Source organism: Serratia sp. HRI, assembly GCF_010119335.3.
Classification (GTDB): Bacteria; Pseudomonadota; Gammaproteobacteria; order Enterobacterales; family Enterobacteriaceae; genus Serratia; species Serratia nevei.
The window spans coordinates 692,442-717,735 of sequence record NZ_CP083690.1 but is presented as its reverse complement, the minus strand read 5'-3'; the positions used below and the strand labels follow the sequence as shown (position 1 = coordinate 717,735).

At 58.3% G+C, this 25,294-nt stretch carries 26 protein-coding genes and 2 tRNA genes; 13 read left to right on the top strand and 15 right to left on the bottom strand.

Going from position 1 to position 25,294, the window contains the following annotated elements:
* The first annotated feature begins 10 nt into the window (after positions 1 to 10).
* Positions 11 to 424: a CoA-binding protein gene (locus GF111_RS03605; protein ID WP_047727892.1), complete on the top strand. Its 414-nt coding sequence runs from the start codon at positions 11 to 13 to the stop codon at positions 422 to 424.
* Between the two features lie 57 nt (positions 425 to 481).
* Here GF111_RS03605 and hspQ read toward each other — a convergent pair whose 3' ends face one another.
* Together hspQ and rlmI are read right to left on the bottom strand one after the other, a co-directional pair.
* Complete coding sequence (gene hspQ / locus GF111_RS03600; protein WP_033637900.1) at positions 482 to 799, bottom strand: heat shock protein HspQ; 318 nt, start codon at positions 797 to 799, stop codon at positions 482 to 484.
* Between the two features lie 60 nt (positions 800 to 859).
* Entirely contained in the window at positions 860 to 2,050 is a 1,191-nt protein-coding gene (gene rlmI, locus GF111_RS03595) for a 23S rRNA (cytosine(1962)-C(5))-methyltransferase RlmI (protein ID WP_038875254.1), read from the bottom strand.
* 92 nt (positions 2,051 to 2,142) lie between these two features.
* Between rlmI and yccX the strand changes: the two genes are divergently transcribed.
* Complete coding sequence (yccX, locus tag GF111_RS03590) at positions 2,143 to 2,421, top strand: acylphosphatase (protein ID WP_038875257.1); 279 nt, start codon at positions 2,143 to 2,145, stop codon at positions 2,419 to 2,421.
* Between the two features lie 34 nt (positions 2,422 to 2,455).
* On the opposite strand, the gene tusE is transcribed toward yccX, so the two are convergent.
* Complete coding sequence (gene tusE / locus GF111_RS03585; RefSeq protein WP_004928095.1) at positions 2,456 to 2,785, bottom strand: sulfurtransferase TusE; 330 nt, start codon at positions 2,783 to 2,785, stop codon at positions 2,456 to 2,458.
* A 111-nt stretch (positions 2,786 to 2,896) separates the two neighbouring features.
* The gene (gene yccA, locus GF111_RS03580) at positions 2,897 to 3,556 is read right to left on the bottom strand and encodes an FtsH protease modulator YccA (protein WP_094461435.1); all 660 of its coding nucleotides are present in this window, start codon (positions 3,554 to 3,556) and stop codon (positions 2,897 to 2,899) included.
* 229 nt (positions 3,557 to 3,785) lie between these two features.
* Between yccA and GF111_RS03575 the strand changes: the two genes are divergently transcribed.
* A tRNA-Ser gene (locus GF111_RS03575) sits at positions 3,786 to 3,873 on the top strand.
* Between the two features lie 228 nt (positions 3,874 to 4,101).
* Positions 4,102 to 4,317, top strand: coding sequence for a hypothetical protein (locus tag GF111_RS03570; protein WP_038875263.1), 216 nt, complete (start codon positions 4,102 to 4,104; stop codon positions 4,315 to 4,317).
* An 89-nt stretch (positions 4,318 to 4,406) separates the two neighbouring features.
* On the opposite strand, the gene GF111_RS03565 is transcribed toward GF111_RS03570, so the two are convergent.
* Entirely contained in the window at positions 4,407 to 4,889 is a 483-nt protein-coding gene (locus GF111_RS03565) for a hypothetical protein (RefSeq protein WP_047727890.1), read from the bottom strand.
* Positions 4,890 to 5,687, bottom strand: a complete 798-nt coding sequence (locus tag GF111_RS03560) for a winged helix-turn-helix domain-containing protein (protein WP_053056818.1) — start codon at positions 5,685 to 5,687, stop codon at positions 4,890 to 4,892. It lies immediately after the preceding gene.
* 402 nt (positions 5,688 to 6,089) lie between these two features.
* Between GF111_RS03560 and GF111_RS03555 the strand changes: the two genes are divergently transcribed.
* The 5 genes from GF111_RS03555 to GF111_RS03535 all read left to right on the top strand — a co-directional run bounded on the left by GF111_RS03555 (position 6,090) and on the right by GF111_RS03535 (position 11,808).
* Complete coding sequence (locus GF111_RS03555; RefSeq protein WP_047727888.1) at positions 6,090 to 6,701, top strand: response regulator transcription factor; 612 nt, start codon at positions 6,090 to 6,092, stop codon at positions 6,699 to 6,701.
* A 181-nt stretch (positions 6,702 to 6,882) separates the two neighbouring features.
* Positions 6,883 to 7,467 (top strand): fimbrial protein, encoded by a 585-nt coding sequence (locus GF111_RS03550; protein ID WP_038875270.1) that lies wholly within the window; start codon positions 6,883 to 6,885, stop codon positions 7,465 to 7,467.
* A gap of 48 nt (positions 7,468 to 7,515) precedes the next feature.
* Positions 7,516 to 8,211: a molecular chaperone gene (locus tag GF111_RS03545; protein WP_038875272.1), complete on the top strand. Its 696-nt coding sequence runs from the start codon at positions 7,516 to 7,518 to the stop codon at positions 8,209 to 8,211.
* A gap of 15 nt (positions 8,212 to 8,226) precedes the next feature.
* Positions 8,227 to 10,719 carry a fimbria/pilus outer membrane usher protein gene (locus GF111_RS03540; protein ID WP_147191186.1) on the top strand — a complete coding sequence of 831 codons (2,493 nt, stop codon included), beginning with the start codon at positions 8,227 to 8,229 and terminating at the stop codon, positions 10,717 to 10,719.
* Positions 10,720 to 10,737: 18 nt separating this feature from the next.
* Positions 10,738 to 11,808 (top strand): fimbrial protein, encoded by a 1,071-nt coding sequence (locus tag GF111_RS03535; protein WP_060442468.1) that lies wholly within the window; start codon positions 10,738 to 10,740, stop codon positions 11,806 to 11,808.
* A 41-nt stretch (positions 11,809 to 11,849) separates the two neighbouring features.
* Here GF111_RS03535 and soxR read toward each other — a convergent pair whose 3' ends face one another.
* The gene (gene soxR / locus GF111_RS03530; RefSeq protein WP_038875279.1) at positions 11,850 to 12,323 is read right to left on the bottom strand and encodes a redox-sensitive transcriptional activator SoxR; all 474 of its coding nucleotides are present in this window, start codon (positions 12,321 to 12,323) and stop codon (positions 11,850 to 11,852) included.
* A gap of 145 nt (positions 12,324 to 12,468) precedes the next feature.
* Between soxR and GF111_RS03525 the strand changes: the two genes are divergently transcribed.
* Together GF111_RS03525 and GF111_RS03520 are read left to right on the top strand one after the other, a co-directional pair.
* Entirely contained in the window at positions 12,469 to 13,554 is a 1,086-nt protein-coding gene (locus GF111_RS03525; protein WP_147191188.1) for an efflux RND transporter periplasmic adaptor subunit, read from the top strand.
* 10 nt (positions 13,555 to 13,564) lie between these two features.
* The gene (locus tag GF111_RS03520) at positions 13,565 to 16,645 is read left to right on the top strand and encodes a MexW/MexI family multidrug efflux RND transporter permease subunit (protein ID WP_134267005.1); all 3,081 of its coding nucleotides are present in this window, start codon (positions 13,565 to 13,567) and stop codon (positions 16,643 to 16,645) included.
* A gap of 49 nt (positions 16,646 to 16,694) precedes the next feature.
* On the opposite strand, the gene GF111_RS03515 is transcribed toward GF111_RS03520, so the two are convergent.
* The 6 genes from GF111_RS03515 to GF111_RS03490 all read right to left on the bottom strand — a co-directional run bounded on the left by GF111_RS03515 (position 16,695) and on the right by GF111_RS03490 (position 21,642).
* Entirely contained in the window at positions 16,695 to 17,495 is an 801-nt protein-coding gene (locus tag GF111_RS03515; RefSeq protein ID WP_038875289.1) for a DNA/RNA non-specific endonuclease, read from the bottom strand.
* A gap of 152 nt (positions 17,496 to 17,647) precedes the next feature.
* Positions 17,648 to 19,108: a TrkH family potassium uptake protein gene (locus GF111_RS03510; RefSeq protein ID WP_038875292.1), complete on the bottom strand. Its 1,461-nt coding sequence runs from the start codon at positions 19,106 to 19,108 to the stop codon at positions 17,648 to 17,650.
* Positions 19,109 to 19,241: 133 nt separating this feature from the next.
* Entirely contained in the window at positions 19,242 to 19,556 is a 315-nt protein-coding gene (locus tag GF111_RS03505) for a hypothetical protein (protein WP_016928271.1), read from the bottom strand.
* 236 nt (positions 19,557 to 19,792) lie between these two features.
* Positions 19,793 to 20,392, bottom strand: a complete 600-nt coding sequence (gene wrbA, locus GF111_RS03500; RefSeq protein WP_049201633.1) for an NAD(P)H:quinone oxidoreductase — start codon at positions 20,390 to 20,392, stop codon at positions 19,793 to 19,795.
* A gap of 86 nt (positions 20,393 to 20,478) precedes the next feature.
* Positions 20,479 to 20,949, bottom strand: a complete 471-nt coding sequence (locus tag GF111_RS03495) for a helix-turn-helix domain-containing protein (protein WP_055312172.1) — start codon at positions 20,947 to 20,949, stop codon at positions 20,479 to 20,481.
* 117 nt (positions 20,950 to 21,066) lie between these two features.
* Positions 21,067 to 21,642, bottom strand: coding sequence for a helix-turn-helix domain-containing protein (locus tag GF111_RS03490; RefSeq protein ID WP_055312171.1), 576 nt, complete (start codon positions 21,640 to 21,642; stop codon positions 21,067 to 21,069).
* Between the two features lie 67 nt (positions 21,643 to 21,709).
* Here GF111_RS03490 and GF111_RS03485 point away from each other — a divergent pair, with 67 nt between their 5' ends.
* Complete coding sequence (locus GF111_RS03485) at positions 21,710 to 22,633, top strand: DMT family transporter (RefSeq protein ID WP_047727875.1); 924 nt, start codon at positions 21,710 to 21,712, stop codon at positions 22,631 to 22,633.
* A gap of 51 nt (positions 22,634 to 22,684) precedes the next feature.
* On the opposite strand, the gene cycA is transcribed toward GF111_RS03485, so the two are convergent.
* Positions 22,685 to 24,085 (bottom strand): D-serine/D-alanine/glycine transporter, encoded by a 1,401-nt coding sequence (gene cycA, locus GF111_RS03480; protein WP_094461133.1) that lies wholly within the window; start codon positions 24,083 to 24,085, stop codon positions 22,685 to 22,687.
* A gap of 349 nt (positions 24,086 to 24,434) precedes the next feature.
* On the opposite strand from cycA, the gene GF111_RS03475 reads away from it, so the two are divergent.
* Positions 24,435 to 24,510 (top strand) — tRNA-Lys (locus GF111_RS03475).
* Positions 24,511 to 24,730: 220 nt separating this feature from the next.
* Here GF111_RS03475 and GF111_RS03470 read toward each other — a convergent pair.
* A complete protein-coding gene (locus tag GF111_RS03470; protein WP_055317304.1) occupies positions 24,731 to 25,234 on the bottom strand; it encodes a DedA family protein in 504 nt (167 codons plus the stop codon).
* Between the last annotated feature and the right edge of the window lie 60 nt (positions 25,235 to 25,294).

Here is a 25,294-nt window from a genome sequence, read left to right as displayed (position 1 = left end):
GGAGTTGAAGATGCAAGATCAAGAGATTATCGAGCTGTTGCAGCAGGTGAAAACTATCGCGCTGGTCGGTGCCAGCGATAACCCGTCGCGGCCCAGCTATGGGGTGATGGCATATCTGTTGGCGCAAGGCTACCAGGTGATCCCGGTCAGCCCAAAACTGGCGGGGCAGACGCTGCTGGGGCAGCCGGTTTACGCTACGCTGGCCGCTATACCACAGCCGGTGGATATGGTTGACGTGTTTCGCAATTCAGAGGCGGCTTACGGCGTGGCGCAAGAGGCGATAGCGATCGGCGCCAGGGCACTGTGGCTGCAGATCGGCGTGATTAACGAGCAGGCGGCGGAGCTGGCGCAACAGGCCGGGCTGCGCGTGGTGATGGATCGCTGTCCGAAAATCGATATTCCGCGTTTGGGGCTGGAGCGTTGAATAAAAAGGGCCTGGCGTGATGCCAGGCCCTCTCGGGTTTCTCAGGTCTTGGCGCGGTCAATTGCGCAAGCGTGGCGCCTGTAGCTGGTGGCGGATGGATTCCGCCAGTTCATCCAGCGATGGTTGCTCGGGGTGCGCCTCCTGGGCTTCGCTATCCAGCTGCGCTTCCGCCAGATAGGTGTGTACCGGTTGGCCTTCCTCGTCTTCCATCACCACGTGGTACCAAGGGGCGGAACGCAGTTCATCGTTCGCCGCTATCTCGTCAGCTTTGGGTTGTTCCAAAGAGTATTCCGGGTCGATATCGATCACGACACCTAAATACCCCAGCAGTTTATGCCTAACCTGTTGTCCGATACCGAATTTGCTGGCAATCATGATGACCTCCTGAGAAACAATGCCTTGCTCATATATGGGGGCAAGGCAGCGCATTTCAAGTTACATCACCCGACAAGCGAATCCTTTCAGGTACAGCCCCTCAGGATACGTGGCGATCACCGGGTGATCGGCAGCCTGCCGGAACTGCTCTATAAATTGTACATCACGTCCGGCATCTACAGCGGCGTCGGCCAAAATTTTCTGGAATAGGTCGGTCGGCATCAGCCCGGAGCAGGAGAAGCTGAGCAGAATGCCGCCCGGATTCAGCAGCTGTAGCGCCAGCATGTTGATGTCTTTGTAGCCGCGGCAGGCGCTGGCCAGCTGGTTTTTGTTCTCGACGAACTTCGGCGGATCCATGATGATCAGATCGAATTTCTCGCCCTGGGTGCGGTAGTTGCGCAGCAGCTGGAACACGTCATCGCGGACGAACTCCGCTTTGTTCAGATCCAGCTTGTTGAGCTCGACGTTCTGCCGGGCGATATCCAGCGCCGCCTGCGAGGTATCCACGCTGATCACCTGCGCGCAGCCGCCCATCAGAGCGGAAACGGCGAAGGCGCCGGTGTAGGAGAAGCAGTTCAGCACCCGACGGCCGGCGGAGTAATTGCGCGCCGCCAGGCGGCTGTCGCGCTGGTCGAGGTAGAAACCGGTCTTGTGCCCCTGCTGAATATCCACCAGCAGCTTCATGCCGTGTTCGGTGATCGGCAGCAGTTCCGGCGGCAGATCGCCCAGCACCGGGCCCTGCGCCAGCGGCAGGCCTTCTTTTTTGCGCACCGCAACGTCGGAGCGATCGTAGATCGAACATTCCGGGTAGCAATGTTGCAGGGCGGAAAGCAGGGCCGGGCGCTGGTATTCGGCACCGGCGGACAGCAGCTGCAGCACCAGGAAATTCTGGAAGCGATCGATAGTGATACCCGGCATGCCGTCGGACTCGCCGGCGATCAGACGGTATCCGTCCAGACCGTCGCGCTGCGCGACCCAATCGCGCCAGCTTTGTGCTTGCTGCAGGCGGCGAATGAAGAAATCGATGTTAATCTCTTCATCTTTCTGGAAGGTCCAGACGCGTGCGCGGATCTGCGACTCGGGCGAATAGGCGCCGCGCGCCAGCCACTTGCCCTGGCTGTCGAGAATATCGATGGTTTCACCGGAGAGGGCTTTACCCTCAACGCGTTGAACGGCACCGGAGAACACCCAAGGGTGGCGACGGAGTAAGGACTTTTCACGTCCTTTGGCGAGAAACAGGCGTACGGTCATAATTAATAATGCTGCCAGCTAGGAGAGAAACAGTGACACGGCGGTGCAAAGGCACGGCAATGCCATAACGAAAACTGAATAAGGGGGCGATTATGACACAAGTTTGCATAGCTGCGTATGTGTATGGCGTGGTGCAGGGGGTCGGGTTCCGCTATTCCACCCAGCGGCAGGCCGAGGCGCTGGGGGTGACCGGCTATGCGCGCAACCTTGATGACGGCAGCGTTCAGGTGGTGGCCTGCGGCACACAGGCGCAGGTGGACACGCTGGTGGCGTGGTTGAAACAGGGCGGCCCGCGCAGCGCGCGCGTCGAGCGCGTGCTGGTGGAGCCGCAGGGCGTGGTCGATTACGCCGGGTTTGGCATTCGCTATTGAATGCCCACCTGCAGCGGCGCTGCGGGCGGAGCGGTCAGATGCATTTTACCGGTTTCGGCAATCCGGCGATCTTGGTGGCTTGTTTAGCCGGCCCCTTCGGGAACAGGCGATACAGATAGCGGCTGTTGCCTTTTTCTTCGCCGTATTTTTGCGCCATGGCCTTGACCAGCATGCGAATCGCCGGGGAGGTGTTAAATTCCTGATAGAAGTCGCGCACGAAGCGTACCACTTCCCAGTGTGCTTCGGTGAGCACGATCTCTTCCTGTGCCGCCAGCAGTGGCGCCAGCCCTTCATGCCAGTCGGCGCTGTTTTTCAGATAGCCCTGCGCGTCAGTGTCGATAACCTGACCTTCAAACTCCAACATACTGCCTCGATAACGGATAATTCGGAACGGCCGCCAGTTTAGCAAATTTTTTCGGCCGCAAAAAACAAAGCCCCGCCGGAGCGGGGCCAGGAAGGCATGCGTAACGTGCGATCAGTTGCTGCGGGCGAAGCCCAGAATGCTCAACAGGCTGATGAACATGTTGTAGAGCGACACGTACAGGCTAACGGTGGCGCGAATGTAGTTGGTCTCGCCGCCGTGAATGATGTTGCTGGTTTCCCACAGGATCGCGCCGGCGGAGAACAGGATGAACAGCGCGCTGATAGCCAGGTGCAGGGCAGGGATCTGCAGGAACAGGTTGGCGATCACCGCCACCAGCAGCACCACAAAACCGGCCATCATCATGCCGGACAGGAACGACATGTCTTTACGGGTGGTCAGCACGTACGCCGAGCAGCAGAAGAAGACGGCTGCGGTGCCGCCCAGCGCCAGCATGATCAGGTCGCCCGCGCCGGCGTTCAGGAACGAACTGAGGATTGGACCAAGGGCGTATCCCATGAAACCGGTCAGCGCAAACGCCGCCAGAATGCCCGCCGGGCTGTTGGCCAGTTTATGGGTCAGGAACATCAGGCCATAGAAACCGACCAGCATCAGCAGCAGACCCTGCGCCGGCAGACCCAGCATCGTGCTGGCGGTTGCGGTCAGGGCTGAGAAGGCCAGGGTCAGGGATAACAGGAAATAGGTGTTGCGCAGGACTTTATGCGTGCTGAGCAGCGAGTCGCGCGAAGAAGATGAGACGACAATGCGGTCCATAATGCTCTCTCTTATCAAGCCATCACAAAATAATGCCGATAATAGGCAGCGCAAGCGCTTGATTAAAGTTTGTTTACCAATCTTTACCCTTAGTTATCATTACGGCAACAGCGAGGGGATGAGGTGCGCGTTTGTTCACCGTTTGCTGCACCTTCGCCGGTTTTTCGCGCGGTTGAACGCGCCCGGGCTTTACAAGTGAATGAGGTCTGTTTATAGTGCGCGTCGTTGCGGAGGGGTGGCCGAGTGGCTGAAGGCAACGGTCTTGAAAACCGTCGACGGGAAACCGTTCCAGAGTTCGAATCTCTGCTCCTCCGCCATACATTCTGACCCCGTGCTCTCCGAGCACGGGTTTTTTTGCTTTTGCGTGCGCAGAAACTGGGGCGCTTTTGCAGGAAACGCGATCGGCTATTGATAAGGGCCACGCATCGGTGAGATTATGCGGTCATCAAGGTTGGCTGCCCGGATGCCTGCTGCTGTCAGGCACTGCCGGGGTGATAATCAACGCCACCTTATCAATTTCGCTTAATGCTCGTATGGAGACAGAGATGAACTGGTATCAAGTCGCCCTATGGACCATGATATTTTTGAAGTCCGGCGCTTTCCTGGTGTTCGTGTGGTGGTGGATGTTCAAACGCGCGACCAAACCCTATGTGCGCCCGCAAGACGTCGTGGTGGACGATAAGCCGTATGATGAGAACCTCACCATGGAAGAGGTGATGAAGAATCACGGCATTGTTCGCACGGATATGTCGGTAAAATAGCCCCTCCCCAATCGGTATCTGGGGCGTGTTTGCCATAAACGCGCCCTTTGTGCTGTTTCGTTGTCTCTCCATTACATTCTGTTTTCACGTTAACGGCATAGCGTGACCGGGAAAAGCACGCCATGAACGATGTACGCATCCTGCCGAACTTTACGCATCGAAAAAACGCCGTTCTTAATGCCGAGAGAGAGCATGGGGATTTCTTTGATCAGCTCATCCGGTGCGTTGTCGTCGGGGGTTTTGCTGATTTCTCGGTGGGTAGTCATGTAAAACCCGTGAGCTAACCTCCTTATATCAAAGTTTATTTTTCTATCCAGGCTGTAGGTTTTTTCTCTCACGGTAATGTCCCCGCGCTGCACGATCATGGCATGGTGTTCGTCATAGATGAATAAACTGCCCGTCACTTTTAATTCCAGGTCATCGCCTGAAGCTAATCGTTTTTTAGTTATCGTATCGGCCTGGCAATTCATATGCACTGGTGCTGCGGGCGTTAAAACGCGGAACAGGACAATGAAGAGGATCACTGTCAAAAATCCGATAGTCAGTATTTTGGGATTGTGCAATACGGCCATTTATTTTCCGTTGAGAATTTTGTAGGTGACACACTGGGTATATTGATCTTGCGAACTGAAATAACACACACCAAGAAAGGTGTTATAAGTCAACGTGTGCTTTACGGAGGAGAAATAGATATCCGCCTTGCTGTTGATGCAATCGACGCCGCTGCTCTCTAACGCTTGGTTAACCATGCTTTTTTCCAGGTTGTCATCAATATGCTTGTTCGCATCCAGAGAATACAAGGTGCAGTGGTCTTTTTTTCCTAGCGGAACTAACTTTTCTCTCGGTTGATCGGGCGGTTCAATAGGATAGAACGTCGCGACGAACAACAGCGGAATAAATACGCCGCAGATAGCGGCAATAGCGCTAATCTTTGCCTTCTTCTGCGGTGACGTGATATGAGATCCGGCAACCGGCGGGGGAGGCGAAAGCGGCTCTGATGTGGAAGAGGGCGGCGTTTCGTTCACGGTTGTCTGCGGTGATGGATAAATATCAATCATGGCGGTAAAGCAAAAACCGACTTTTGCCAGGGTCTTTATGGGGGCGGTTTCTCTCCTCAGCAGTTTGAATGCTTTCCTTATTTCACTGACGGCCACGTTGAGGCTGATCGATGAGCCTGAAAAACCATACTCTTCCCATACCTTTTTTATCAACATCTCACGTTTCAATGGGATATTCGGATGAGTCAGCATTTCAATTAACAGGCGTGAAGCCGGGTTGGATATCCGTATCGATGACTCATCATTGTCAATGAGTTGGAGACGACACGCGTTTGCGTCATAGATAACGCAGAGGTCGATAATATATTTCATGTATTCAGGTTTTTATAATGATATAGGCTTCCAGTTCGCGGCTAGTATTTAGTGAAACTTCGGAGAGGTCAAGGTTCCGGGCGGAAAACATAAACAATTCAGGGCTTTTTTTATTTTTTCGGCGAACGAAATGTACGGTGGATTACCCTCTTACCGGTCTTTTTTGGTGTTAAATTCTGAAAATATAATATTTTGTAGATTATAATCATTAAAATTTGAGTTAATAAAAATAATGTTCCTGTTGTTAATGGTTTGATGCAGAATTATCTTAGTATTTTAAGGCACCGGTTTACGTGCCAGTTGCTTATTGTTTGCTCCGAACGGCAATGCGAATCTTCCAAGAAAACGGCGGGTATTTAGTGCAAGGTATCGCCGTTGTCCTTAGCCATGGATGGAGGAAGTATGCTCAGTATCGGTATCGTATCTGAAAACATCTTTTTCAGAGCGGCGATAAAAAGAATATTGATGCCAAGGATTTTTCATAAAGATCACGTTATTGCCTACTACGACGATCTGCCTTTGGCTATGGGGCGTAATTGCCACGATATTCTGATCGTCGATGATGCGGTAAAAAGCATGCTGCGCTTCAGCATGGCGATGACATTATTGTCTGCTATTCATGGCGTAAAGGTTTTTTTGACGACGGAAGAAAAGCGCCGTCTGTTATTTCGTTCCGTCTCGCGTGATGTGGTTGTGCTCGATAAAAAAATCAGTATCCCCGGTATGAGTAAAGAGTTTTCTTTTCTGGTGGATAAGGTCACGCAGCACTCTGCATTAAATGGAGACGTTGAGGGCGGAACGGTTCGCAATACGAAAAATCGCCTGACGGAAAGTGAGGTGGAAACGCTCCATTTGCTTTCCTTCGGTTATACGGTGACTCAGGTTTCCCGAATTCTTGATAAAAGCGTAAAAACGGTCAGCACGCAGAAATGCAGTGCATTACGCAAAATGGGATTGAAAAATCGAGTGCACAACTTATTGGAGATTTCATCCGGTTTCTCGGAGGTTATCTAGAAGTCGTTATGTTCACCGCTTTCATTACCGGCTGATGAATAACGCTATGGCTTGATTTTATAAAAACAGGAATGTGTTCGCCCTTTTGCCTCTGTATTACGGGGAGGGATTATTTCATCCCGCCGGCAGCGGCCGTTTTTTATTTATTCCCTCAAACCAAACTGTTATGGAGTTTTATCTCATGATGAAGAAGATGCTTTCTGTTGCAATCATGGCGGCTGCGGTCGCTGCGCCAGTGGCTTTTGCTGAAGACAATTCCGCCGGTGGCGTCATTAACTTTACCGGCGCCATTACCGACACCACCTGTACGATTAACGGCGGCAAGAGCGCGGATTTCACCGTAGCGCTGAGCCCGATCTCGGTGACTGACGCGGGTAACACCGTTGGGCCAATCACCAAAAACAAGAAGTCCTTCTCGCTGACCTTCTCCGGCTGTTCGCCGGCGGCCGGTACCGCAGGCACCCCGCTGAAAATCTACTTCTCCTCGGCGGATAACATCTCGACCGACGGCAAATATTTGCTGAACAACTCGGTCAACGAGAACGACGCTTCCGTCGCGAAGAACGTGGGCTTCTCTCTGGCGGAAACCGGTTCTTCCACCCCCATCCAGCTGAACGTGCCTTATGTCACCGACATCATGGGCGACAAAGCGGCACCGGATTCAGAAACCCTGACGTTGGACGCGTACTACTACAAAACTAACGCCGAAGCGGCAAAAGTGGGCGCTCTGAGCTCCAACGTGACTTACACCATTTCTTACCTGTAATCGCGCTGACAGCCAGGCCCTTGATGGGCCTGGCCACCCGGGGGAACGATGAAAAAATACATGATGATAGCGGCGTTGTTGCTCGGTTCCGTTGGTGCCCAGGCCAATGTGGTGGTTAACGGGACGCGGGTGATCTACCCGGCAAACAACAAGGATGTGATTGTCCAACTGCTGAATAACGGCGCCGATCCCTCACTGGTTCAGGCCTGGATCGACGACGGCGATATCAATTCCACCCCGGAAACCGCTAACGTGCCGTTTTTGCTGTCGCCGCCGGTGGTGAAAGTGAACGGCAACAGCGGGCAGCAGCTGCGCATTCAGAAAGTCGGCGCCGCATTGGCGGCGGATCGCGAATCGGTGTTCTATCTCAACGTGCTGGATATCCCGCCGACGCCGGAAAACCTCCAGGGCACCAATACCCTGCAGTTGGCGATCAAGTCACGCATCAAGCTGTTCTACCGCCCGCAGACGCTAACCCGCGGCGTAGAAAACGCGATGGAAAAACTGACGCTGCAAGCCAATGGTAAAGGGTTCAACGTCATCAACAACAGCCCGTATTTCATCACGGTAGCGAATATCGGCCAGGGTACGGACAAGCATCTGCTGGTTGATTCGCTGATGGTCGCGCCGTTTTCCACCCAGTTTGCTGCCAGTAAACGATCGGTCAGTAAAAACGTCCGTTATGACCTGATGTATATCGACGATCTGGGGGCTTACAAGTCTAAAGCCATCACCGCACACTAACCTGAAAGAACAACAATGAAGCTGAATAAAAAAGTCCTCTCGCTGCTGACCGCCTCTTCATTCTTGTTGCCGGATACGGCCTGGGCGGTGACGTTCGATACTTCGCTGTTGGCCGGCGAATCACGCGATTCCGATCTCTCGCGTTTTTACCTCAATAATGACATGCCTGCCGGCCGGCAGGAGATTGATGTGTATGTCAACCATGACTGGAAAGGGCGCTATGCGCTGCTGTTTGGCACACAACGCGACGATATCCAAATCGACTACCAGGATGCGCAGCGGCTGGGCATCGATCTGAGTCAGTTGCCGAGGCCCCAGGCACCGTTGACGACGCTGTCGATCGCCACGCTGGTACAGGGTGGGCGGTTCGATATGGACGTCGGTGCGCTGAGCCTGCGGCTGACGGTGCCGCAGGCGCGGGTCAACCGGTCGGAGGCGGGATACGTGGATCCGGCCTTCTGGAATCGCGGCATCTCCGCATTGACGCTGGCTTACAACGCGACGTACTACCACGCCGAGGCGCGCGGCGACGGCAATCACAGAAATAATGACGATTTTTATACCGGGTTGGAATCCGGGATCAATCTGGCCGGCTGGCAATTTCGCGACAGCAGCAGCTTTCGCCACGGCAGTGGGCGAGGGAGCCACTGGCAGAACAACACGCGCTACCTGCAGCGCGGCTTCGCCGACATCAAATCCAACCTGATCGCCGGTGATTTTTATTCGCCGGGGGATCTGTTCGACTCGGTACGCATCCGCGGGGTGGCGCTGGCGTCGGACATCAGCATGCGTCCCAACTCGCAGCAGGGCTTTTCACCGGTCGTGCGGGGCGTGGCGCAAACCAACGCCCTGGTGAAAGTGATGCAGAACGGCAACGTGATCTACCAGGAAAACGTGCCGCCGGGCGCCTTTACCCTCGACAGCATTCAGCCGACCGGCTCGGCGGGCGATCTGTGGGTGACGGTCAAAGAGGCGGATGGGCGCGAACAGTCGTTCAGCGTGCCGTTTTCCGCCGTACCCAACATGTTGAAACTGGGTGTCAGCCAATACAGCGTGCTGGCCGGCAAGGTGAACGAAAGCAATACCGATTACGATCCCGGCTTTGTGCAGGGTACCCTGCAGTACGGTTTCAACAACCTGGTGACCGGTTATGCCGGCAGCATTTTGAGCGACGACTATCAGGCCTGGCTGCTCGGCAGTGGCTGGAACCTGCCGATAGGGGCGGTGTCCATCGATCTGACGCATGCCGATACCCGCCTGAAAAACCGCCGTGAAAGCGGGCAGAGTTTCCGTATTGCCTACAGTAAATTTCTCGACGTCACCGCGACCAACTTCACGCTGGCGGCCTACCGTTACTCCACCCGCGGTTACTACAGCTTTACCGACGCCATTTACTCCAATGACGGCTACCGCCAACTGGAACGGCAGTTTGACCGCTGGCGCGACGAGGAGGGCGTGTCCGAACTGGATATGAACACCTGGGACGCGCTGCGTTCCGCTCGGCCGAAAAATACTTTTACGCTTAACCTGAACCAGCGTCTTAACGAAGGGTGGGGCACGCTGTTCTTCTCCGGTTCCCAGCGCGATTACTGGACGGCCAACGCGAAAAGCCGCGAATACCAGCTGGGATACTCCAACAATCTGGGGCGTGTCAGCTACTCCGTTTCCGCCAGTCGGGTGCGTAATAGCCAGCGTGAGGAAGAAACGCGTTATTACCTGTCGTTCAGCCTGCCGCTGTCGGTGTTCGACAACAACGCCTATCTCAGCACCGGCCTGTCGGTGACGGACTCTCACTATCAGCAAAGCACGGTCAGCCTGAGCGGCAACGCGCTGGAATCCAACCGCCTGAGCTACTCGCTGAGCGGCAGCAATCGCAGCGGCGGAGACAACATGGCCGGCCTCAATGCGGCCTATCGCACCCGCCTCTCGACGCTCGGCGTCTCCTACAGCGAAGGCAACGATTATCGCCAGAGCGGCCTCAGCGCGCGCGGCAGCCTGGTGGTGATCCCCTGGCATGTGCTGGCGTCGAACGAAATCGGCAACACCATGACGGTGGTCGAAGCGCCGCAGGCCGAAGGGCTGATGGTCAACGGCGACGAAAGCATTGTGACCAACGCACAGGGCCTGGCGCTGGTGCCTTATGCTACGCCGTACCGGCAAAATTCGATCACGCTGTCGGATACCGGCCACAGCAGCGGGGCGGAAATCAGCGGCAACGTTGCCAACCACGTGCCGTACTACGGTGCGGTCAGCTACCTGAAATTCGAGACTGACCCACGTCGGCCATTCCAGCTGCGAGCGCAGCGCGCCGATGGCGCACCGTTGCCGTTCGGTGCCGAAGTGCTGGATGAAAGCGGCCGATCGATAGGCTTTGTCGGCCAGGCCAGCGTGCTGTACCTGCGCGCCGAACAGCCGCCGACGGCGTTAACGGTACAACTGCGCGACGGCCGTTGCCGCATCGCCAAACCGACTCTGGCGCTCGACGCGTCGCCCGGCGTTTGCCGCTAATACAGGATAACCAAACCTATGATCAGGCTGATTTTTTTGCTGCTGCTGTCTGGGCTGTTCAGCGGCTATAGCTATGCTTCCTGCTATGGCAAAGGGGTGGAGTTTGCGTCGCCGATTTTCGTCGATCTCTCCGATAAGCTGAGCGCCAATACGCCGGTATGGGAGGCGCAATACAATACCCAGTACACCGGCACCTTTAACTGCAGCAAGTCCAAAAGCAACTTTTCCTACACCATCAAACTTCCGACGAAAGACTCGCAGGCCGCTATTTTCGGTTTTAACGATGGCCAACAGTGGGTCCGCGCAGAAATCACCCACAAGATAAGTGACAGAACGTTGAGGGGGCGAGGGGAACACTCTGCTTCAGAATTAAATTCCCCGATGACCATTCGTTATTCTCTGGTGCAAAAGCCTAAGGATGGGCGGGTGGTACCGGGCGATACACTGATGCTCGATGATGCTTTAATGGTGAGTGATGTGACCGGCATCGGCATACTGGAGTTACCGTTTTGGCTGCTGGAGCAGGTGGGGAAACTGCTCACTTGGTTGCTTACCGGCAATTGGCCTTATGAGGATCGCGATATGTATGGCCAGCCGATGAACATCAAGTACGCGCCGAAAACCACCACCTGCCGTTTTGACAACGCCGGCCTGACGGTCAGATTGCCCAAAATGGGCGTGGCGCAGGTGCTGAGTAACAACCAACCCGGCTACACGCCGTTCTCGCTGAACATCAGCTGCCAGAACATGCAGCAGGAAGGCATCGCCGATCGCGCCGTTGAGATGTTCCTGTCCAGCAATAACCTGCTGGCCTCCGACGCCAGCGTGTTGACCAATGCCAATGCGAGCGGGGCGCAAGGGGTGGGGCTGCGCCTGGTCAAGCGCGACATGCCGAGTTCACCGGTGGTACTGTCGCCTTCCAACGTCGATCGCGGCAGCGCCACCTCACTGTTTCACGTCGCCGCCGGCGGCAGCCTGAACAGTCACTTCATCATCGGCATGGGGGCTTATTATTACCCTTATCAGCGCGATGGCGTCACACAGGGGGAAATCAACACCTCGGCCACGTTGAACATCATCTATCCCTGAGAGGCTCGGGCTCGGAATAACCGGTGCGCAACCTGCTTCGCTCACCGGTGTTCCGTCGGGCGTTCGAAAATATGCGCGCCGGCACCCTGTTGGCCCCAAATATCGTTTGGGTTGCGCAGCGGGCAGTCGGTGAGCGACAGGCAGCCGCAGCCGATGCAGCTGTCGAGATAGTCGCGCAGCACCGTCAGCCGCTGAATGCGCTCATCCAGGGTTTTGCGCCAGGCGGAGGACAAAATTCCCCATTGTTCGGCGGTCAGCTTGCTGCCGGTGGGAAAGCGGCCCAGCGTGGCGCGGATCTCCTCCAGCGGAATGCCCGCGCTTTGCGCGATCTTGATCACCGCGATGTAGCGCAACACCACCGGCGTGTAGCGGCGCTGGTTACCGGCGTTGCGCGTTGCCTGAATCAGCCCCTTGCTTTCGTAAAAGTGCAGCGCGGATACCGCCACGCCGCTGCGCTTCGCCACTTCCCCCACGGTCAAAAGCCGATAGGTGTCAATCGGTTCATTTCTTGCCATTCCACGTTCCTCAGCTTGACCTCAAGTTAACCTGAGGTTTTATAGTGCAGCCAGCCGGGCTTGGCAACCGGCATCTCTCGTCACCTGCCTGCGCTGCGTCGCGGGAAGGATGGCTTTGGCTGTAAAATCAGGAAGAAACCGTTACATGATGAAACGATACCTCATTATTGCCGCGCTGCTGGCGGCGCTCGCCATCGCTGCCGTTGCGATGCGATCCACCGCGCGGCAAAACGAAGGCGCGCCGGCCTATCCGCCGGTGAAAGTGGCGCTGGCGCCCGCCCTACGTGAACAGGCGGCGCGCAGTTACGCCGGCGTGGGCGAGCTGGAGGCGGCCAGCCAGGTGGCAGTGGCGGCGGAGACCAGCGGCCGCATCACGCGCATTCTGTTCGAATCCGGCCAAACGGTGCGGCAGGGACAGCTGCTGGTGCAGCTCAACGATGCGGTCGAGCAGGCTGAGCTGGTGCGCCTGCAGGCGCAATTGCGCAATGCCGATCTGCTGTTGGCGCGCATGCGCAAGCTGATGAACCTCAACGCCACCGCGCGGCAACAGCTGGACGATGCGCTGGCCGAACGGGATATGGCGCTCGGTGCGGTGCAGGAAACGCAGGCCAAAATCGCGCAAAAGGCGATCCGCGCGCCGTTCGCCGGCACCATCGGCATTCGCCGCGTGCATGAAGGGCAATACCTCAACGCCGCCGACGCGGTGGCGAACCTGGTGGACGCCGATACGCTGCGCGTCAATTTCTCGCTGGACGAACAAAGCGGCGCCGGGCTGGCGCTGGGGCAGGCGGTGTCGGTGCAGGTTGGGGCGTATCCCGATCGCGCTTTCCCCGCCGCCATTACCGCTATCGACCCGATGATCGGCAAATCCCGCACCGTGCAGGTGCAGGCGACGTTGACCAACCGCCAGGGGGTGCTGAAGGCCGGAATGTACGCCGGCATTCGCGTCACGCAGCAGCAGCGCGTGGCGGTGTTGACGGTGCCGGAAACGGCGCTGACCTACACGGCCTACGGCGATACCGTGTTCCTGGCGCAGCAGGGTGAAAAGGGCATGACGGTCAAACGCGTTTCGGTCGCCGTGGGTGAGCGCAACGACGGGCGTGTCGAGATCGTCAGCGGCCTGCAGGAAGGCGATCGGGTGGTGACCTCGGGCCAGCTCAAGCTGAGCGATGGCATGGCGGCCGAGCCGGTGGCGCAGGATACGTTGAACGCCGCCCAGGCCGGTTCTTGAGGAGAGACCGATGACATTTACCGATCTGTTCGTGCGCCGGCCGGTGCTGGCGCTGGTGGTCAGCACCCTGATCCTGCTGTTCGGCGCGCTGGCGCTCAGCCAACTGCCGATCCGTCAATACCCGCTGTTGGAAAACTCCACCATCACCATCAGCACCGACTATCCCGGTGCGTCGTCCGAGCTGATGCAGGGCTTTGTCACGCAGCCGATCGCCCAGGCGGTGTCGTCCGTCGAGGGCGTTGACTACCTTTCATCCTCGTCGGTGCAGGGGCGCAGCGTGGTGACGGTGCGCATGGCGCTGAACCGCGACTCGACCCAGGCGTTGACCGAAGTGATGGCCAAGGTCAACCAGGTGCGCTACAAGCTGCCAGAGCAGGCTTACGATCCGGTGATTGAGCGCTCCGCCGGTGAAGCTACCGCCGTCGCCTATGTCGGCTTTTCCAGTAAAACGCTGTCCACGCCGGCGCTGAGCGAATACCTGACGCGGGTGGTGGAGCCGATGTTCACCACTATCGACGGCGTCGCCAAGGTGGAAGTGTTCGGCGGGCAAAAAATGGCGATGCGCCTGTGGCTGGACAGCGATCGGCTGGCCGGCCGCGGCCTGACCGCCGCCGACGTGGCCGACGCGGTGCGGCGCAACAACTACCAGGCGGCGCCGGGCAAGGTGAAAGGGCAGTATGTGGTTGCCAACGTGCGGGTGAATACCGATCTCACCAGCGTGGAGGAGTTCCGCAATCTGGTGGTGCGCAACGACGGCAACGGCCTGGTGCGCCTGAAAGACGTCGGCACCGTGGAGCTGGGCGCCGCAGCCACGGAAACCAGCGCGCTGATGGATGGCGAACCGGCGGTGTTTCTCGGCGTCTTCCCCACGCCGACCGGCAACCCGCTGGTGATCGTCGACGGCATTCGTCACCTGATGCCGGCAATTGACAAGATGCAGCCGCCGGGCGTGAAGATGGCGCTGGCGTTCGAAACCGCACGCTTTATCCAGGCCTCGATCGATGAAGTGGTGCATACCCTGCTCGAAGCGCTGGCGATCGTGGTAGCGGTGATCTACCTGTGTCTGGGATCGCTGCGCACCGTGCTGATCCCGGTGGTGACCATTCCGCTGTCGATCCTTGGCGCCGCCGGGCTGATGCTGGCCTTCGGCTTCAGCGTCAATTTGCTGACGCTGCTGGCGATGGTTTTGGCGATCGGTCTGGTGGTGGACGACGCCATCGTGGTGGTGGAGAACGTGCATCGCCATATCGAAGAGGGGAAAACGCCGCTGGCGGCGGCGATGATCGGCGCGCGCGAAGTGGCGGGGCCAGTGATCGCCATGACCCTGACGCTGGCGGCGGTCTACGCGCCGATCGGCCTGATGGGCGGGCTGACCGGCGCGCTGTTTCGCGAGTTCGCGCTGACGCTGGCCGGCGCGGTGGTAGTGTCCGGCGTGGTGGCGCTGACGCTGTCGCCGGTAATGAGTTATCTTCTACTGCCTGCCAAACAGAGCGAAGGGCGCGTGGCGCGCGCTGCCGAGTGGTTCTTCGGCGGCCTGACGCGGCGCTATGCGCGCGCGCTGGATTTCTCGCTGCACCACCGTTGGGTGACCGGCGCGCTGGCGCTGCTGGTGATGATCAGCCTGCCGCTGCTGTACCTGATGCCGCAGCGCGAGCTGGCGCCGACCGAGGATCAGGCCATCGTACTGACCGCCATCAAGGCGCCACAGCACGCCAACCTGAACTATGTCGAGCGTTTTGCGTACAAGCTGGACGAGGTTTACAACCGCATGCCGGAAACCGAAAGCCGCTGGATCATCAACGGCAGCGACGGCACCGCGTCCGGCATCGGCGGCATCAACCTGACGCTGTGGCAGGCGCGCCAGCGCTCGGCGTCAGCGGTGCAGGCCGATCTGCAGCGGGCGGTGAACGACGTCGAAGGCACCAGCATTTTCGCCTTCCAACTGCCCGCGCTGCCGGGCTCCACCGGCGGGCTGCCGGTGCAGATGGTGCTGCGCACGCCGCAGGACTACCCGCAGCTGTATCGCACCCTGGAAGAGGTGAAGCAAAACGCCAGAAACAGCGGCCTGTTTATGGTAGTGGACAGCGATCTGGACTACAACAACCCGCTGGCGGAGGTGCATATCGACCGCGCCAAGGCCAACAGCCTCGGGATACGCATGAGCGATATCGGCGAATCGCTGGCGGTGCTGGTGGGAGAAAACTACCTCAACCGCTTCGGCATGGACGGGCGCGCCTATGACGTGATCCCGCAGAGCCTGCGTGAACAGCGGCTGACGCCGCAGGCGCTGGCGCGGCAGTACGTTCGCACGCAGGACAATACGCTGGTGCCGCTCTCCACCGTGGTGTCGGTGGCCGTTAAGGTCGAGCCGAACAAGCTGACCCAGTTTAACCAACAGAACGCCGCCACCCTGCAGGCCATCCCCGCGCCTGGCGTTTCGATGGGCGAAGCGGTGGCCTTCCTCGAACGGCAGGCCAATGCGCTGCCGGCCGAATTTAGCCACGACTGGCAGGGGGATTCGCGCCAATATACCCAGGAAGGCAGCGCGCTGGCATTCGCGTTCCTGGCGGCGTTGGTGATCATCTACCTGGTGCTGGCGGCGCAGTATGAGAGCCTGAAGGATCCGCTGATCATCCTCATCACCGTGCCGCTGTCGATCTGCGGCGCCTTATTGCCGCTGGCGCTGGGTTACGCCACGATGAATATTTATACCCAGGTCGGGCTGGTGACCCTGATCGGGCTGATTAGCAAGCACGGTATTCTGATGGTGGAGTTTGCCAACGAACTGCAGATGCATCAGGGGTTGACGCGGCGTGCCGCGATTTTGCAGGCGGCGCAAATTCGCCTGCGGCCGGTGCTGATGACCACCGGGGCGATGGTGTTCGGCTTGATCCCGCTGCTGTTCGCCAGCGGCGCAGGGGCTGCCAGCCGCTTCGGTCTGGGATTGGTGATCGTGTCCGGCATGCTGGTGGGCACGTTGTTCACCCTGTTTGTGCTGCCGACGGTGTATACGCTGCTGGCGCGCGATCACGCGGTGGCGTCGCCCCGGCAGCGTGAGTTGGCCGCCGCGCAAAAGGCGCTGACGGAATAAACCGCCGGCGCCCGGATGAAAAATAAACCCGCCGAGGCGGGTTTATTCGTCAGTTTTTGCAGCCCATCAACTCCGGCAGGACGCCGGGTTTGCTCTTCAGCGAGGCCTGTACGTCGTCCGGCAGACCGGCCCAGATGATCAGGCCGGTACGCTTCTCGATCTCGTCCACCGTCACGCGGAATTGGCAGAAATCGGCGCCCTTCGGCGTGTTTTGATCGAACAGGAAGGCGGCATAGTGGTTCACCGCCGGGCTGTTGTTGATGAAAATCACCTTCCAGTAGGCGCTGGGGATGGTGTGCGCTTTCTGGGTGCCCGGCAGTTTGCCCATATCGCGCTCATACAGCGGCCCGGTCACGGTATAGACTGAGGAGATATCGGCGCGATCGATCAGCTTGCGTTCCTGATCTTCCAGCCGCGCCCAGGCGCCCTGGTTCAGATCGGACTTTTGCGGCGTGATGTTGGACAGGTAGTTCAGCGATTCCCAGTCGGAAACGCCCGCCAGCGAGGCCAGCGGCGCCTGATGACCGCGATCGACCTTCAACGCCGCATTGGCGCCGGTGTAATCGGCGGGCGCCAGGGTATCCGCCGGATTGAGCGCCGGGTCGGTTTTCCAGTTGCGCGTCTTGCCACTGGCCGGCGTGTCTTTGGTGATGTGATAGGCTACCCAGTTGGCGAATTTGGTGGTGCTGTTGTTGTTCAACGTATAAGCATGACGCACGATCGACACGTTGCTGCTGCCGCCGGTCGGGCAGCCGACCGCGCAGTTGTCGATGGATTCGAGCGTGTCGGCCGACGCCTGTACGGCGAACAGCAGGGCGGCCAGGGCCAACATCTTGTTGTTAAAGCGCATATTCATATCCTCAATAAGTTAAAAAATACTGTATATATCTACAGTGAATTAAACTTATCGCAGTGAAACGAATACAACAATGCAACATATTCATGTTGTGAATGTGTCGGCGTTGGCAGAGCGGAACGGCGCCCTACACGCCGCTTGGCCGATCAAAAACGCCAAAATGCGCGTGAACAAAGGATCAGCATCGGATAGATCTCGAGGCGGCCGAGCAGCATGGCGGCGCACATCAGCCATTTCGCCGCATCGTTCAGCGTGCCGAAACCGGCGGCGGTTTCTCCGTACCCCAGCCCCATATTGTTGATGCAGGCGGCGACGGTGGCGAAGGCGGTGACCAGATCATAGCCCATCAGATTCAGCAGCCAGATAAACAGGCAGGTGAACAGTACGTAGAGGAAGAAGAAACTCCAGACGGAGCGCAGCGTTCGATCCTGGATCGGTGCATTGCCGACCTTGATGGTATACATGGCGTTGGGATGCACCAGTTGGTTGATCTCGAGCCGACTTTGCTTGTACATGATCAAAAAACGCAGTGCTTTAATGCCGCCGCAGGTGGAGCCGACGCAGCCGCCGAAGAAACTCGCCGCCAGCAGCAGCATGATGGTATGGGACGGGATCCGGGTGTAATCGGCAATCGCCAGGCCGTTGTCGGTCATCATCGAGCTGGTGAGGAAAAAGCCGTGCACGAAGGCGTCTTTGACGCCGTACATGCCTGAACGGTACAGCTCGATACACACGATCGCCACGACGATGGCCAGTATCAACAGGAAAAAGCGCAGCTCGGGGCTGCGGTACAGCGGTTTCAGGCTGCGGCGGCCGACGGCCACGAAATAGAGCGTGAAGTTCACCGCCGCCAGAATAGAGAAAATGCCGCCGACCATTTCCACCGCCGAACTGTCGTAGTACCCCAGGCTTTCGTTGCGGGTGGAAAATCCGCCGAGCGAAACGGTGGAAATGCCGTGGCATAACGCATCGAACCACGGCATGCCCGCCAGACGAAAGGCGACGGTGCAGGCTAATCCCAGCCCAAGGTAGATCAACCACAGGTTTTTCGAGGTATCGGCCAGGCGTGGCGTCAGGCGTTCCTCCTTGAACGGGCCGGGCATTTCCGACTGGTAAAGTTTGGCGCCGCCGATGCCCAGCAGCGGCAGCACGGCCACCGCCAACACGATAACCCCGAGGCCGCCGATAAAATTGAGCTGGGAACGGTAGTAGAGGAATGATTTGGGCACGTTCGAGACGTCATTCAGCACCGAGGCGCCGGTGGTGGTGATGCCGGAGACCCCCTCAAACATCGCGTCGACCAGCCGGACGTTCAGCGTATCATCCAGCCACAGCGGCAGGGCGCTGATCGCGGAAAACAGCAGCCAAAACATCACGATGATCAGAAAGCCGTCCTGAGTGCGCAACTGCACTTTCGACTGGCGGGTGCTGAACCAGCCCAATCCGCCGAGCGTGGCGGCCACCACCAGGGTATAGAAGAATGAGAAGGCGCTTTTTTCTTTATACAACAGGCCCATCAGCAGGGGCGGGATCATCGAAAGGCTGTAAAGAAGGACCAAAAAGCTGCAAAGATGAATGACGACCAGGATTTGTTTGGTTTTGACCATGCTGTTGCTCGGAATGCCTGCCGACAATGTGTCAATTTATTGAAGTGTATCAAGCATAAAGCAGGCGATATAAAAATAGCGTAAAAATTCATATCGCCGAATAAGTATGGCCGGTGAGCCTGCCGGGGAGACGTTATTCCAGCAGGTCGTTGACCGTGCGGCGCACATAGTGCGTCATTTGCGCCAGATCGTCCGGCGATACCGGGCCGCCGCCGGCGCGCACCACCTGCTGTTCAATCTGGGCGATCTCTTGCTCGACCTTGTTGGCGATTTGCACTTTGACTATCTTGTCCACCGAAGACAGCAGCACCTTCAAGACCACTTTCAGCGCGATGTTCTCGCAGAACGAGTCGTAGTGATGAACCGGCGGCGGCGGGGCCGGAGCCGGCTCGGGCGCGCGCGGAGCCAGAGCCTTGAAGCTGTCTACATTTTCAATAATAAGATCCATGTCTCTTATTAGTTCATCAAAATCTTTAGACACTGACTTATTCCCTTCGCTGTGCGCAAAAAACAGAACGCCCGTCCTCGCGCCTAAGGCTGACGAGCGACGGGCAGAACGAATTCGGGCCTGGCCTTCAGACGCTGAATGGCCGGGGGAGGGGCATTCTAACCTTGCGGCGGGTCGGCAACAAGATGGGGCCGTGCGAATGCGCGACCCTTTGAATCACAGGCGCAGGAGGGTGCTTAACTTTTCAGCTTGGCGGTGATTTTTGCCACGTGCTCGCCCTGATAGCGGGCAATGGTCAACTCTTCGTTGCTCGGTTGCCGCGAACCGTCGGCGCCGGCGATGGTGGTGGCGCCATACGGGGTGCCGCCGCGTACCTGCGAAACGTCAAACAGCTCTGGCGTGGCATAGCCGATCGGCACGATGATGAAACCGTGGTGCGCCAGCGTGGTCCAGGTGGAACTGATGGTGTGTTCCTGGCCGCCGCCGGTGCCGGTGGAAGAGAAGACGCTGCCTACCTTGCCGTACAACGCGCCGGAAGCCCACAGGCCGCCGGTCTGATCGAGGAAGGTGCGCATCTGCCCGGCCATATTGCCGAAGCGGGTCGGCGTGCCGAAGATAATGCCGTCATAGTCCGCCAGCTCCTGCGGGCTGGCGACCGGCGCCTGCTGATGTTGTTTGCCCCCTGCTTTGGCAAAGGCCTCCGGCGTCATGGTTTCCGGCACGCGTTTAATCGTCACGTCCACGCCGTTAACCCGATTCGCGCCTTCGGCCACCGCCTGCGCCAGGTGTTCGATATGGCCGTACATTGAGTAATAAAGCACCAACACTTTCGTCATGTTCCGTACTCCCGCTCAGATGATTAACAAAAACCCTTGATAAGCATAGAAGCGAATGACGAATTTGGTTTTGTCGAATGACGGATTCAGGGCAAGCGCCGCAGCTTGTGCGCCAGCCGCTGTTCCTGCCAGCGGCTGAAGACATTGCGCAGCAGCAGGGTACGCACCGCCCGCATGACCAGCGCGAGGCTCATGCCGCCGATCGCCCACAGCGACCAGAGATATTGCGGGTGGGTAAACCAATTGATGGCGAACAACATCACGCCAATCACGGCGAAACGCACCGCCATGCTCAGCAGTTTGCCTTCTGCCGCGACCTGGCGACGAATGTGCTGTTCGTCAGGCGTCTCTTCCTCCATTGCCTGTTGCGGCTGCGCATTGAGATCGCTGACCTGCACGCCCAGCGCGGCAGCGATCGCGGTCAAGGTTTCCAGGCTGGCCTGTTCACCGTTTTCAATCCGCTGGACGGTGCGGGTGCTGAGGCCGGCGATCGTCGCCAGCTGCTCCTGCGACCAACCTTTTTCCAGACGTAATGGCCTGATGCGGTACTTTTGCATGGTGCACTCCTGAGTTCGCTGTCACTGTCATTCAGTGTAGGGCGAGCGGGGTGGCGGCGCCACGACAGCGGCACGACAGCGACACGACATCCGCCGCCGGTGTGGGCCGGCGGGCGGTCAGAAGGCGACGTTGCGGATAAAGCGCAGGGGCAGGTCGCCGTGGTTGGCGTAAGCGTAGCGCTGATCGCTGTTGAAGGTTTGCACGGCGCCGGCGGTGAGCGTCAGCGTATCTTGTTCCAGCTCCAGCGTCAGGATACCGGCAATCACGTAAATCATTTCGCTCCAGCCTTCGGCGTCCGGCGCAGAGTCATAGCGCTCGCCCGGCATCAGCGTCCATTCCCACAGCTCGGCCCGCTGCCGCGCCGGTACGCTGGCGGCGAACAGCGCCTGGCTGCCCGGCTGCGCGCCTTGCCAGGCCAATTCCCTGACCATATGGCTGCCGCGCGCCTCCGGCGCCTGGATCAGATCGGTAAAGGAAATCGCCAGGGCGGCGGCGATCTTGTCGAGCACCGCCAGGCTGACGTTGCGATCGCCGGCCTCGATGCCCGCCAACATGCGGCGGCTGACGCCGGAAAGCTCGGCCAGCGCCATTTGGCTCAGGCCCGCCTGTTGGCGGTAGCCGCGCAGGTTGCTGCTCAGGTACTGCAGCACCTTGGGGGGATCGGTTTTTGCGTTATGCGCCGTATTGCTCATCGCCGGACTTTATCTCATACTGGCAGGATCTGTGCATTATATTGCACTCAGCAGGAAGGGCAAGCCGGTGTCAGCAGCAAAAAAATCCTTTATTTCCGCCGTGGTTCCACAAATCAGGCTACCGGAAGCGGTGTTGATTTTCATCACCATGATCTGGGGCGGCACCTTTTTGGCGGTGCATCACGCGATGCAGGTCAGCGGGCCGTTCTTTTTCGTCGGCCTGCGTTTCGCCACCGCCACGCTGGCGCTGACCCTGTTTTCGCTGCGCGTGCTGCGCGGCCTGACCCTGTATGAACTGAAGGCGGGCGGGCTGATTGGGCTGGCGATTATGTTTGGTTACAGCATGCAAACCGTCGGCCTGCAGACCATCACCAGCAGCCAGTCGGCGTTTATCACCGCCATGTACGTGCCGATCGTGCCACTGTTGCAGTGGCTGGTGCTGGGGCGGTTCCCCGGCATCATGTCGTGGGTCGGCATTCTGTTGGCCTTTACCGGCCTGATGCTGCTGGCGGCGCCGAGCAGCACCGACATGACGCTGAGCCTCGGCGAAATTCTGACGCTGGCCGGCACCCTGGGGATGGCGGCAGAGATCATTCTGATCGGCGCCTTCGCCGGTAAGGTCAATATCCGCCGGGTGACCATCGTGCAGCTGGCGACCGCCTCGCTGACCTCATTTTTGATGATGGCGCCGACCGGCGAGTCGCCGCCGCCGTATTCGGATTACCTGCTGTACAGCGCCATTGGACTGGGGCTGGCCAGCGCCTTGATTCAGCTGACCATGAACTGGGCGCAGCGCAGCGTTTCGCCGACGCGGGCCACGGTGATTTACGCCGGCGAACCGGTCTGGGCGGGCATCGTCGGGCGATTGGCCGGCGAGCGTTTGCCGGGCGTGGCGTTATTGGGGGGCGCCTTGATCGTGATTGGGGTGGTGGTCAGCGAGCTGCGCGTGCGGCGCAAGGATAAAGCGGCGGTGGCGACGGAAGCGGATTAGTGCAGAGGCACAGAAAGAAGAAAGGGGCGGAGATATCCGCCCCTTTTTGCATCATGCGGCTTTCTTCTTGCGCAGGAACACGTAAGACAGGCCGAGCACGATGAACCACAGCGGGGTGACGATCAACGCCTGGCGGGTGTCTTCGCGCAGCGACAGCAGCACCAGCACGAACACGAAGAACGCCATGCACACCCAGCACATCAGTTTGCCGGCCGGCATCTTGTAGATCGATTTCTGGTGCAGCGCCGGGCGCTGTTTACGGTAGACCAGATACGAGCACAGGATGATGGTCCAGACGAACATGAACAGAATCGCCGATACGGTGGTCACCAGGGTGAAGACCGTCATCACGTTCGGGATCAGGTAAATCAGCACCACGCCACCCAGCAGGCAGATGCAGGAGAAGGTGAGGCCGTTGGCCGGCACCGCGCGCTTGGACAGATTGGCGAACGATTTTGGCGCGTCGCCTTCCTGCGCCAGCCCGAACAGCATGCGGCTGGTGGAGAACACGCCGCTGTTGGCGGAGGAGGCGGCGGAGGTCAGCACCACGAAGTTGATCACGCTGGCCGCGGCAGGCAGGCCGATCAGCACGAACAGTTCAACGAACGGGCTCTTGTCCGGCACCACGGAGTTCCACGGCGTGACCGACATGATGACGATCAGGGCGAACACATAGAACATGATGATGCGGATCGGAATCGAGTTGATGGCGCGCGGCAGCGATTTCTCCGGATCCTTGGTTTCTGCGGCGGTGGTGCCCACCAGCTCAATGCCGACGAAGGCGAATACCGCAATCTGGAAGCCGGCGAAGAAGCCGCTGATGCCTTTCGGGAACATGCCGCCGTCATTCCACAGATGGGTGAATGAGGCCACGGTGCCGGTCGGCGACTGGAACTGCATGGCGATCATCACCAGCCCGGCGACGATCAGCCCGACGATGGCGACGATTTTGATCATTGCAAACCAGAATTCCATTTCGCCGAACATCTTCACGGTCGCCAGGTTAAGGCCGAGCAGCAACAGTACGCACAGCAGCGAAGCGATCCATTGCGACAGCCCGGGGAACCAGAACTGGGCGTAGGCGGTAATCGCCACGACGTCGGCGATGCCGGTGACCACCCAGCAGAACCAGTAGGTCCAGCCGGTGAAGAAACCGGCCCACGGGCCGAGCAGATCCGCAGCGAAATCGCTGAACGATTTGTATTCCAGATTGGACAGCAGCAGCTCGCCCATGGCGCGCATCACGAAGAACAGCATAAAGCCGATGATCATGTACACGAAGATGATCGACGGGCCGGCCAGGCTGATGGTTTTACCTGAGCCCATAAACAGACCGGTGCCGATGGCGCCGCCGATGGCGATCAGTTGAATATGTCGGTTAGTGAGGTTTCGCCGTAGATGATCTTCTGAAGCGGGCGTCGCGTCAGTTGCTATTTTAGAGTGATCTACCATCTGATGATGTCCTGTTTTACCTGTCATTAGTGAAGTCGCGAGCTCTGAAGTGGCTCTTTTTTATACATTTATCCGGTTGGCCCGGCTTTAGTAAGGTAGTGCAATAACGCCACCTTTGTGCAACATGTTTACAACATTTATACGCGGGATAAAAGTCGATCAATCTTTACACGGAGGAGGCAAATCGGACGTTCAGGGAGCGGAAGATTACTCTTCAAAAGGTGGGATTAACAGACCTTATGCGGCTTATCTCTTTGATTAAACAAAGGGTTGCAAAGCTCGCATGAGAAAAAGTAATGAGTGGAAGCGTTTGACGGCAGCACTGACGAGGAGGACAGTTTATCTCGTTGGGTCGTTAGCTCAGTCGGCAGAGCCGTTGACGCTTAATCAATGGGTCACAGGTTCGAACCCTGTACGACCCACCAACCAAATCAGCGTGTTACGCCGAGGTTTTTCTCTGCTTGTTTCCTCATTGCGCCGTTTTAAGCGCGCTTTTTGCAAAAAAATTCGCATTTTTCGACTGATGTTCAGAAAGGTGATCTGGCGCAAACTGCGGTGTTGCACGGCAGTTTATACGGCAAGAGAGGCTGTGCGCTGGCGCAACGTCGGCGCATGAGCCGATCATTTGCCCAAGAATCTTTCAGGTCAAGATGCGGGGAATAAATGCGCAGCCGACATCAAGATCAGCGCCCAGGCGGCGGCCGAGAGTGCGGCGGTGGCATAGACGCGCCCCAGCGGCAGCTTCAGCATGCCGGCCACCAGCGGTACGGTATAGCGCATTACCGCCAGAAAACGCGAGGCGAACAGCAATGGCAACCCGCGCTTTTGCAGGGCGCGCTGGGCTTTGTGCAGCGGCGCATGAAAACGCGCCGGTAGCCGGCTGCCAAGATCGCGGCGGCATAGCAGTGCGCCGCAGTGGAACGACAAGATCGATCCCAGCGCGGCCCCGAGGGTGATGGCCGCCCAAACGGCGCTGACGGGCAGCGCGTGCTTGCCCGCAACGATGCCCATCAGCAGCGTGACCGAGGCGGGCGGCAGGACGGAGGAAACGAAGATCACGGATTTACCCAGCGCAAACAGGAAAATCAGCAGCAGCAACATCTCCGGCTCCGGGGTGTATTTGGCGATAATATGCGTCAATTCATCCATTTAACACCTGTGGGCGAGGGGGCTGAATGCCAGTGTCCCATCCGCAGGTTCAATAATGGC

Bases quoted from the DNA above. Each gene is read 5' to 3' on its own strand.
- soxR (WP_038875279.1), bottom strand. From the start codon at position 12,323: ATGGCAAGAAATGAACCGATTGACACCTATCGGCTTTTGACCGTGGGG.
- GF111_RS03515 (WP_038875289.1), bottom strand. From the start codon at position 17,495: ATGCGCTTTAACAACAAGATGTTGGCCCTGGCCGCCCTGCTGTTCGCC.
- GF111_RS03565 (WP_047727890.1), bottom strand. From the start codon at position 4,889: ATGGCCGTATTGCACAATCCCAAAATACTGACTATCGGATTTTTGACA.
- GF111_RS03520 (WP_134267005.1), top strand. From the start codon at position 13,565: ATGACATTTACCGATCTGTTCGTGCGCCGGCCGGTGCTGGCGCTGGTG.
- cycA (WP_094461133.1), bottom strand. From the start codon at position 24,085: ATGGTAGATCACTCTAAAATAGCAACTGACGCGACGCCCGCTTCAGAA.
- GF111_RS03555 (WP_047727888.1), top strand. From the start codon at position 6,090: ATGCTCAGTATCGGTATCGTATCTGAAAACATCTTTTTCAGAGCGGCG.
- GF111_RS03570 (WP_038875263.1), top strand. From the start codon at position 4,102: ATGAACTGGTATCAAGTCGCCCTATGGACCATGATATTTTTGAAGTCC.
- hspQ (WP_033637900.1), bottom strand. From the start codon at position 799: ATGATTGCCAGCAAATTCGGTATCGGACAACAGGTTAGGCATAAACTG.
- GF111_RS03525 (WP_147191188.1), top strand. From the start codon at position 12,469: ATGATGAAACGATACCTCATTATTGCCGCGCTGCTGGCGGCGCTCGCC.
- GF111_RS03535 (WP_060442468.1), top strand. From the start codon at position 10,738: ATGATCAGGCTGATTTTTTTGCTGCTGCTGTCTGGGCTGTTCAGCGGC.
- GF111_RS03540 (WP_147191186.1), top strand. From the start codon at position 8,227: ATGAAGCTGAATAAAAAAGTCCTCTCGCTGCTGACCGCCTCTTCATTC.
- GF111_RS03510 (WP_038875292.1), bottom strand. From the start codon at position 19,108: ATGGTCAAAACCAAACAAATCCTGGTCGTCATTCATCTTTGCAGCTTT.
- GF111_RS03550 (WP_038875270.1), top strand. From the start codon at position 6,883: ATGATGAAGAAGATGCTTTCTGTTGCAATCATGGCGGCTGCGGTCGCT.
- tusE (WP_004928095.1), bottom strand. From the start codon at position 2,785: ATGTTGGAGTTTGAAGGTCAGGTTATCGACACTGACGCGCAGGGCTAT.
- GF111_RS03505 (WP_016928271.1), bottom strand. From the start codon at position 19,556: ATGGATCTTATTATTGAAAATGTAGACAGCTTCAAGGCTCTGGCTCCG.
- GF111_RS03495 (WP_055312172.1), bottom strand. From the start codon at position 20,949: ATGCAAAAGTACCGCATCAGGCCATTACGTCTGGAAAAAGGTTGGTCG.
- GF111_RS03605 (WP_047727892.1), top strand. From the start codon at position 11: ATGCAAGATCAAGAGATTATCGAGCTGTTGCAGCAGGTGAAAACTATC.
- wrbA (WP_049201633.1), bottom strand. From the start codon at position 20,392: ATGACGAAAGTGTTGGTGCTTTATTACTCAATGTACGGCCATATCGAA.
- rlmI (WP_038875254.1), bottom strand. From the start codon at position 2,050: ATGACCGTACGCCTGTTTCTCGCCAAAGGACGTGAAAAGTCCTTACTC.
- yccA (WP_094461435.1), bottom strand. From the start codon at position 3,556: ATGGACCGCATTGTCGTCTCATCTTCTTCGCGCGACTCGCTGCTCAGC.
- GF111_RS03490 (WP_055312171.1), bottom strand. From the start codon at position 21,642: ATGAGCAATACGGCGCATAACGCAAAAACCGATCCCCCCAAGGTGCTG.
- GF111_RS03545 (WP_038875272.1), top strand. From the start codon at position 7,516: ATGAAAAAATACATGATGATAGCGGCGTTGTTGCTCGGTTCCGTTGGT.
- yccX (WP_038875257.1), top strand. From the start codon at position 2,143: ATGACACAAGTTTGCATAGCTGCGTATGTGTATGGCGTGGTGCAGGGG.
- GF111_RS03470 (WP_055317304.1), bottom strand. From the start codon at position 25,234: ATGGATGAATTGACGCATATTATCGCCAAATACACCCCGGAGCCGGAG.
- GF111_RS03560 (WP_053056818.1), bottom strand. From the start codon at position 5,687: ATGAAATATATTATCGACCTCTGCGTTATCTATGACGCAAACGCGTGT.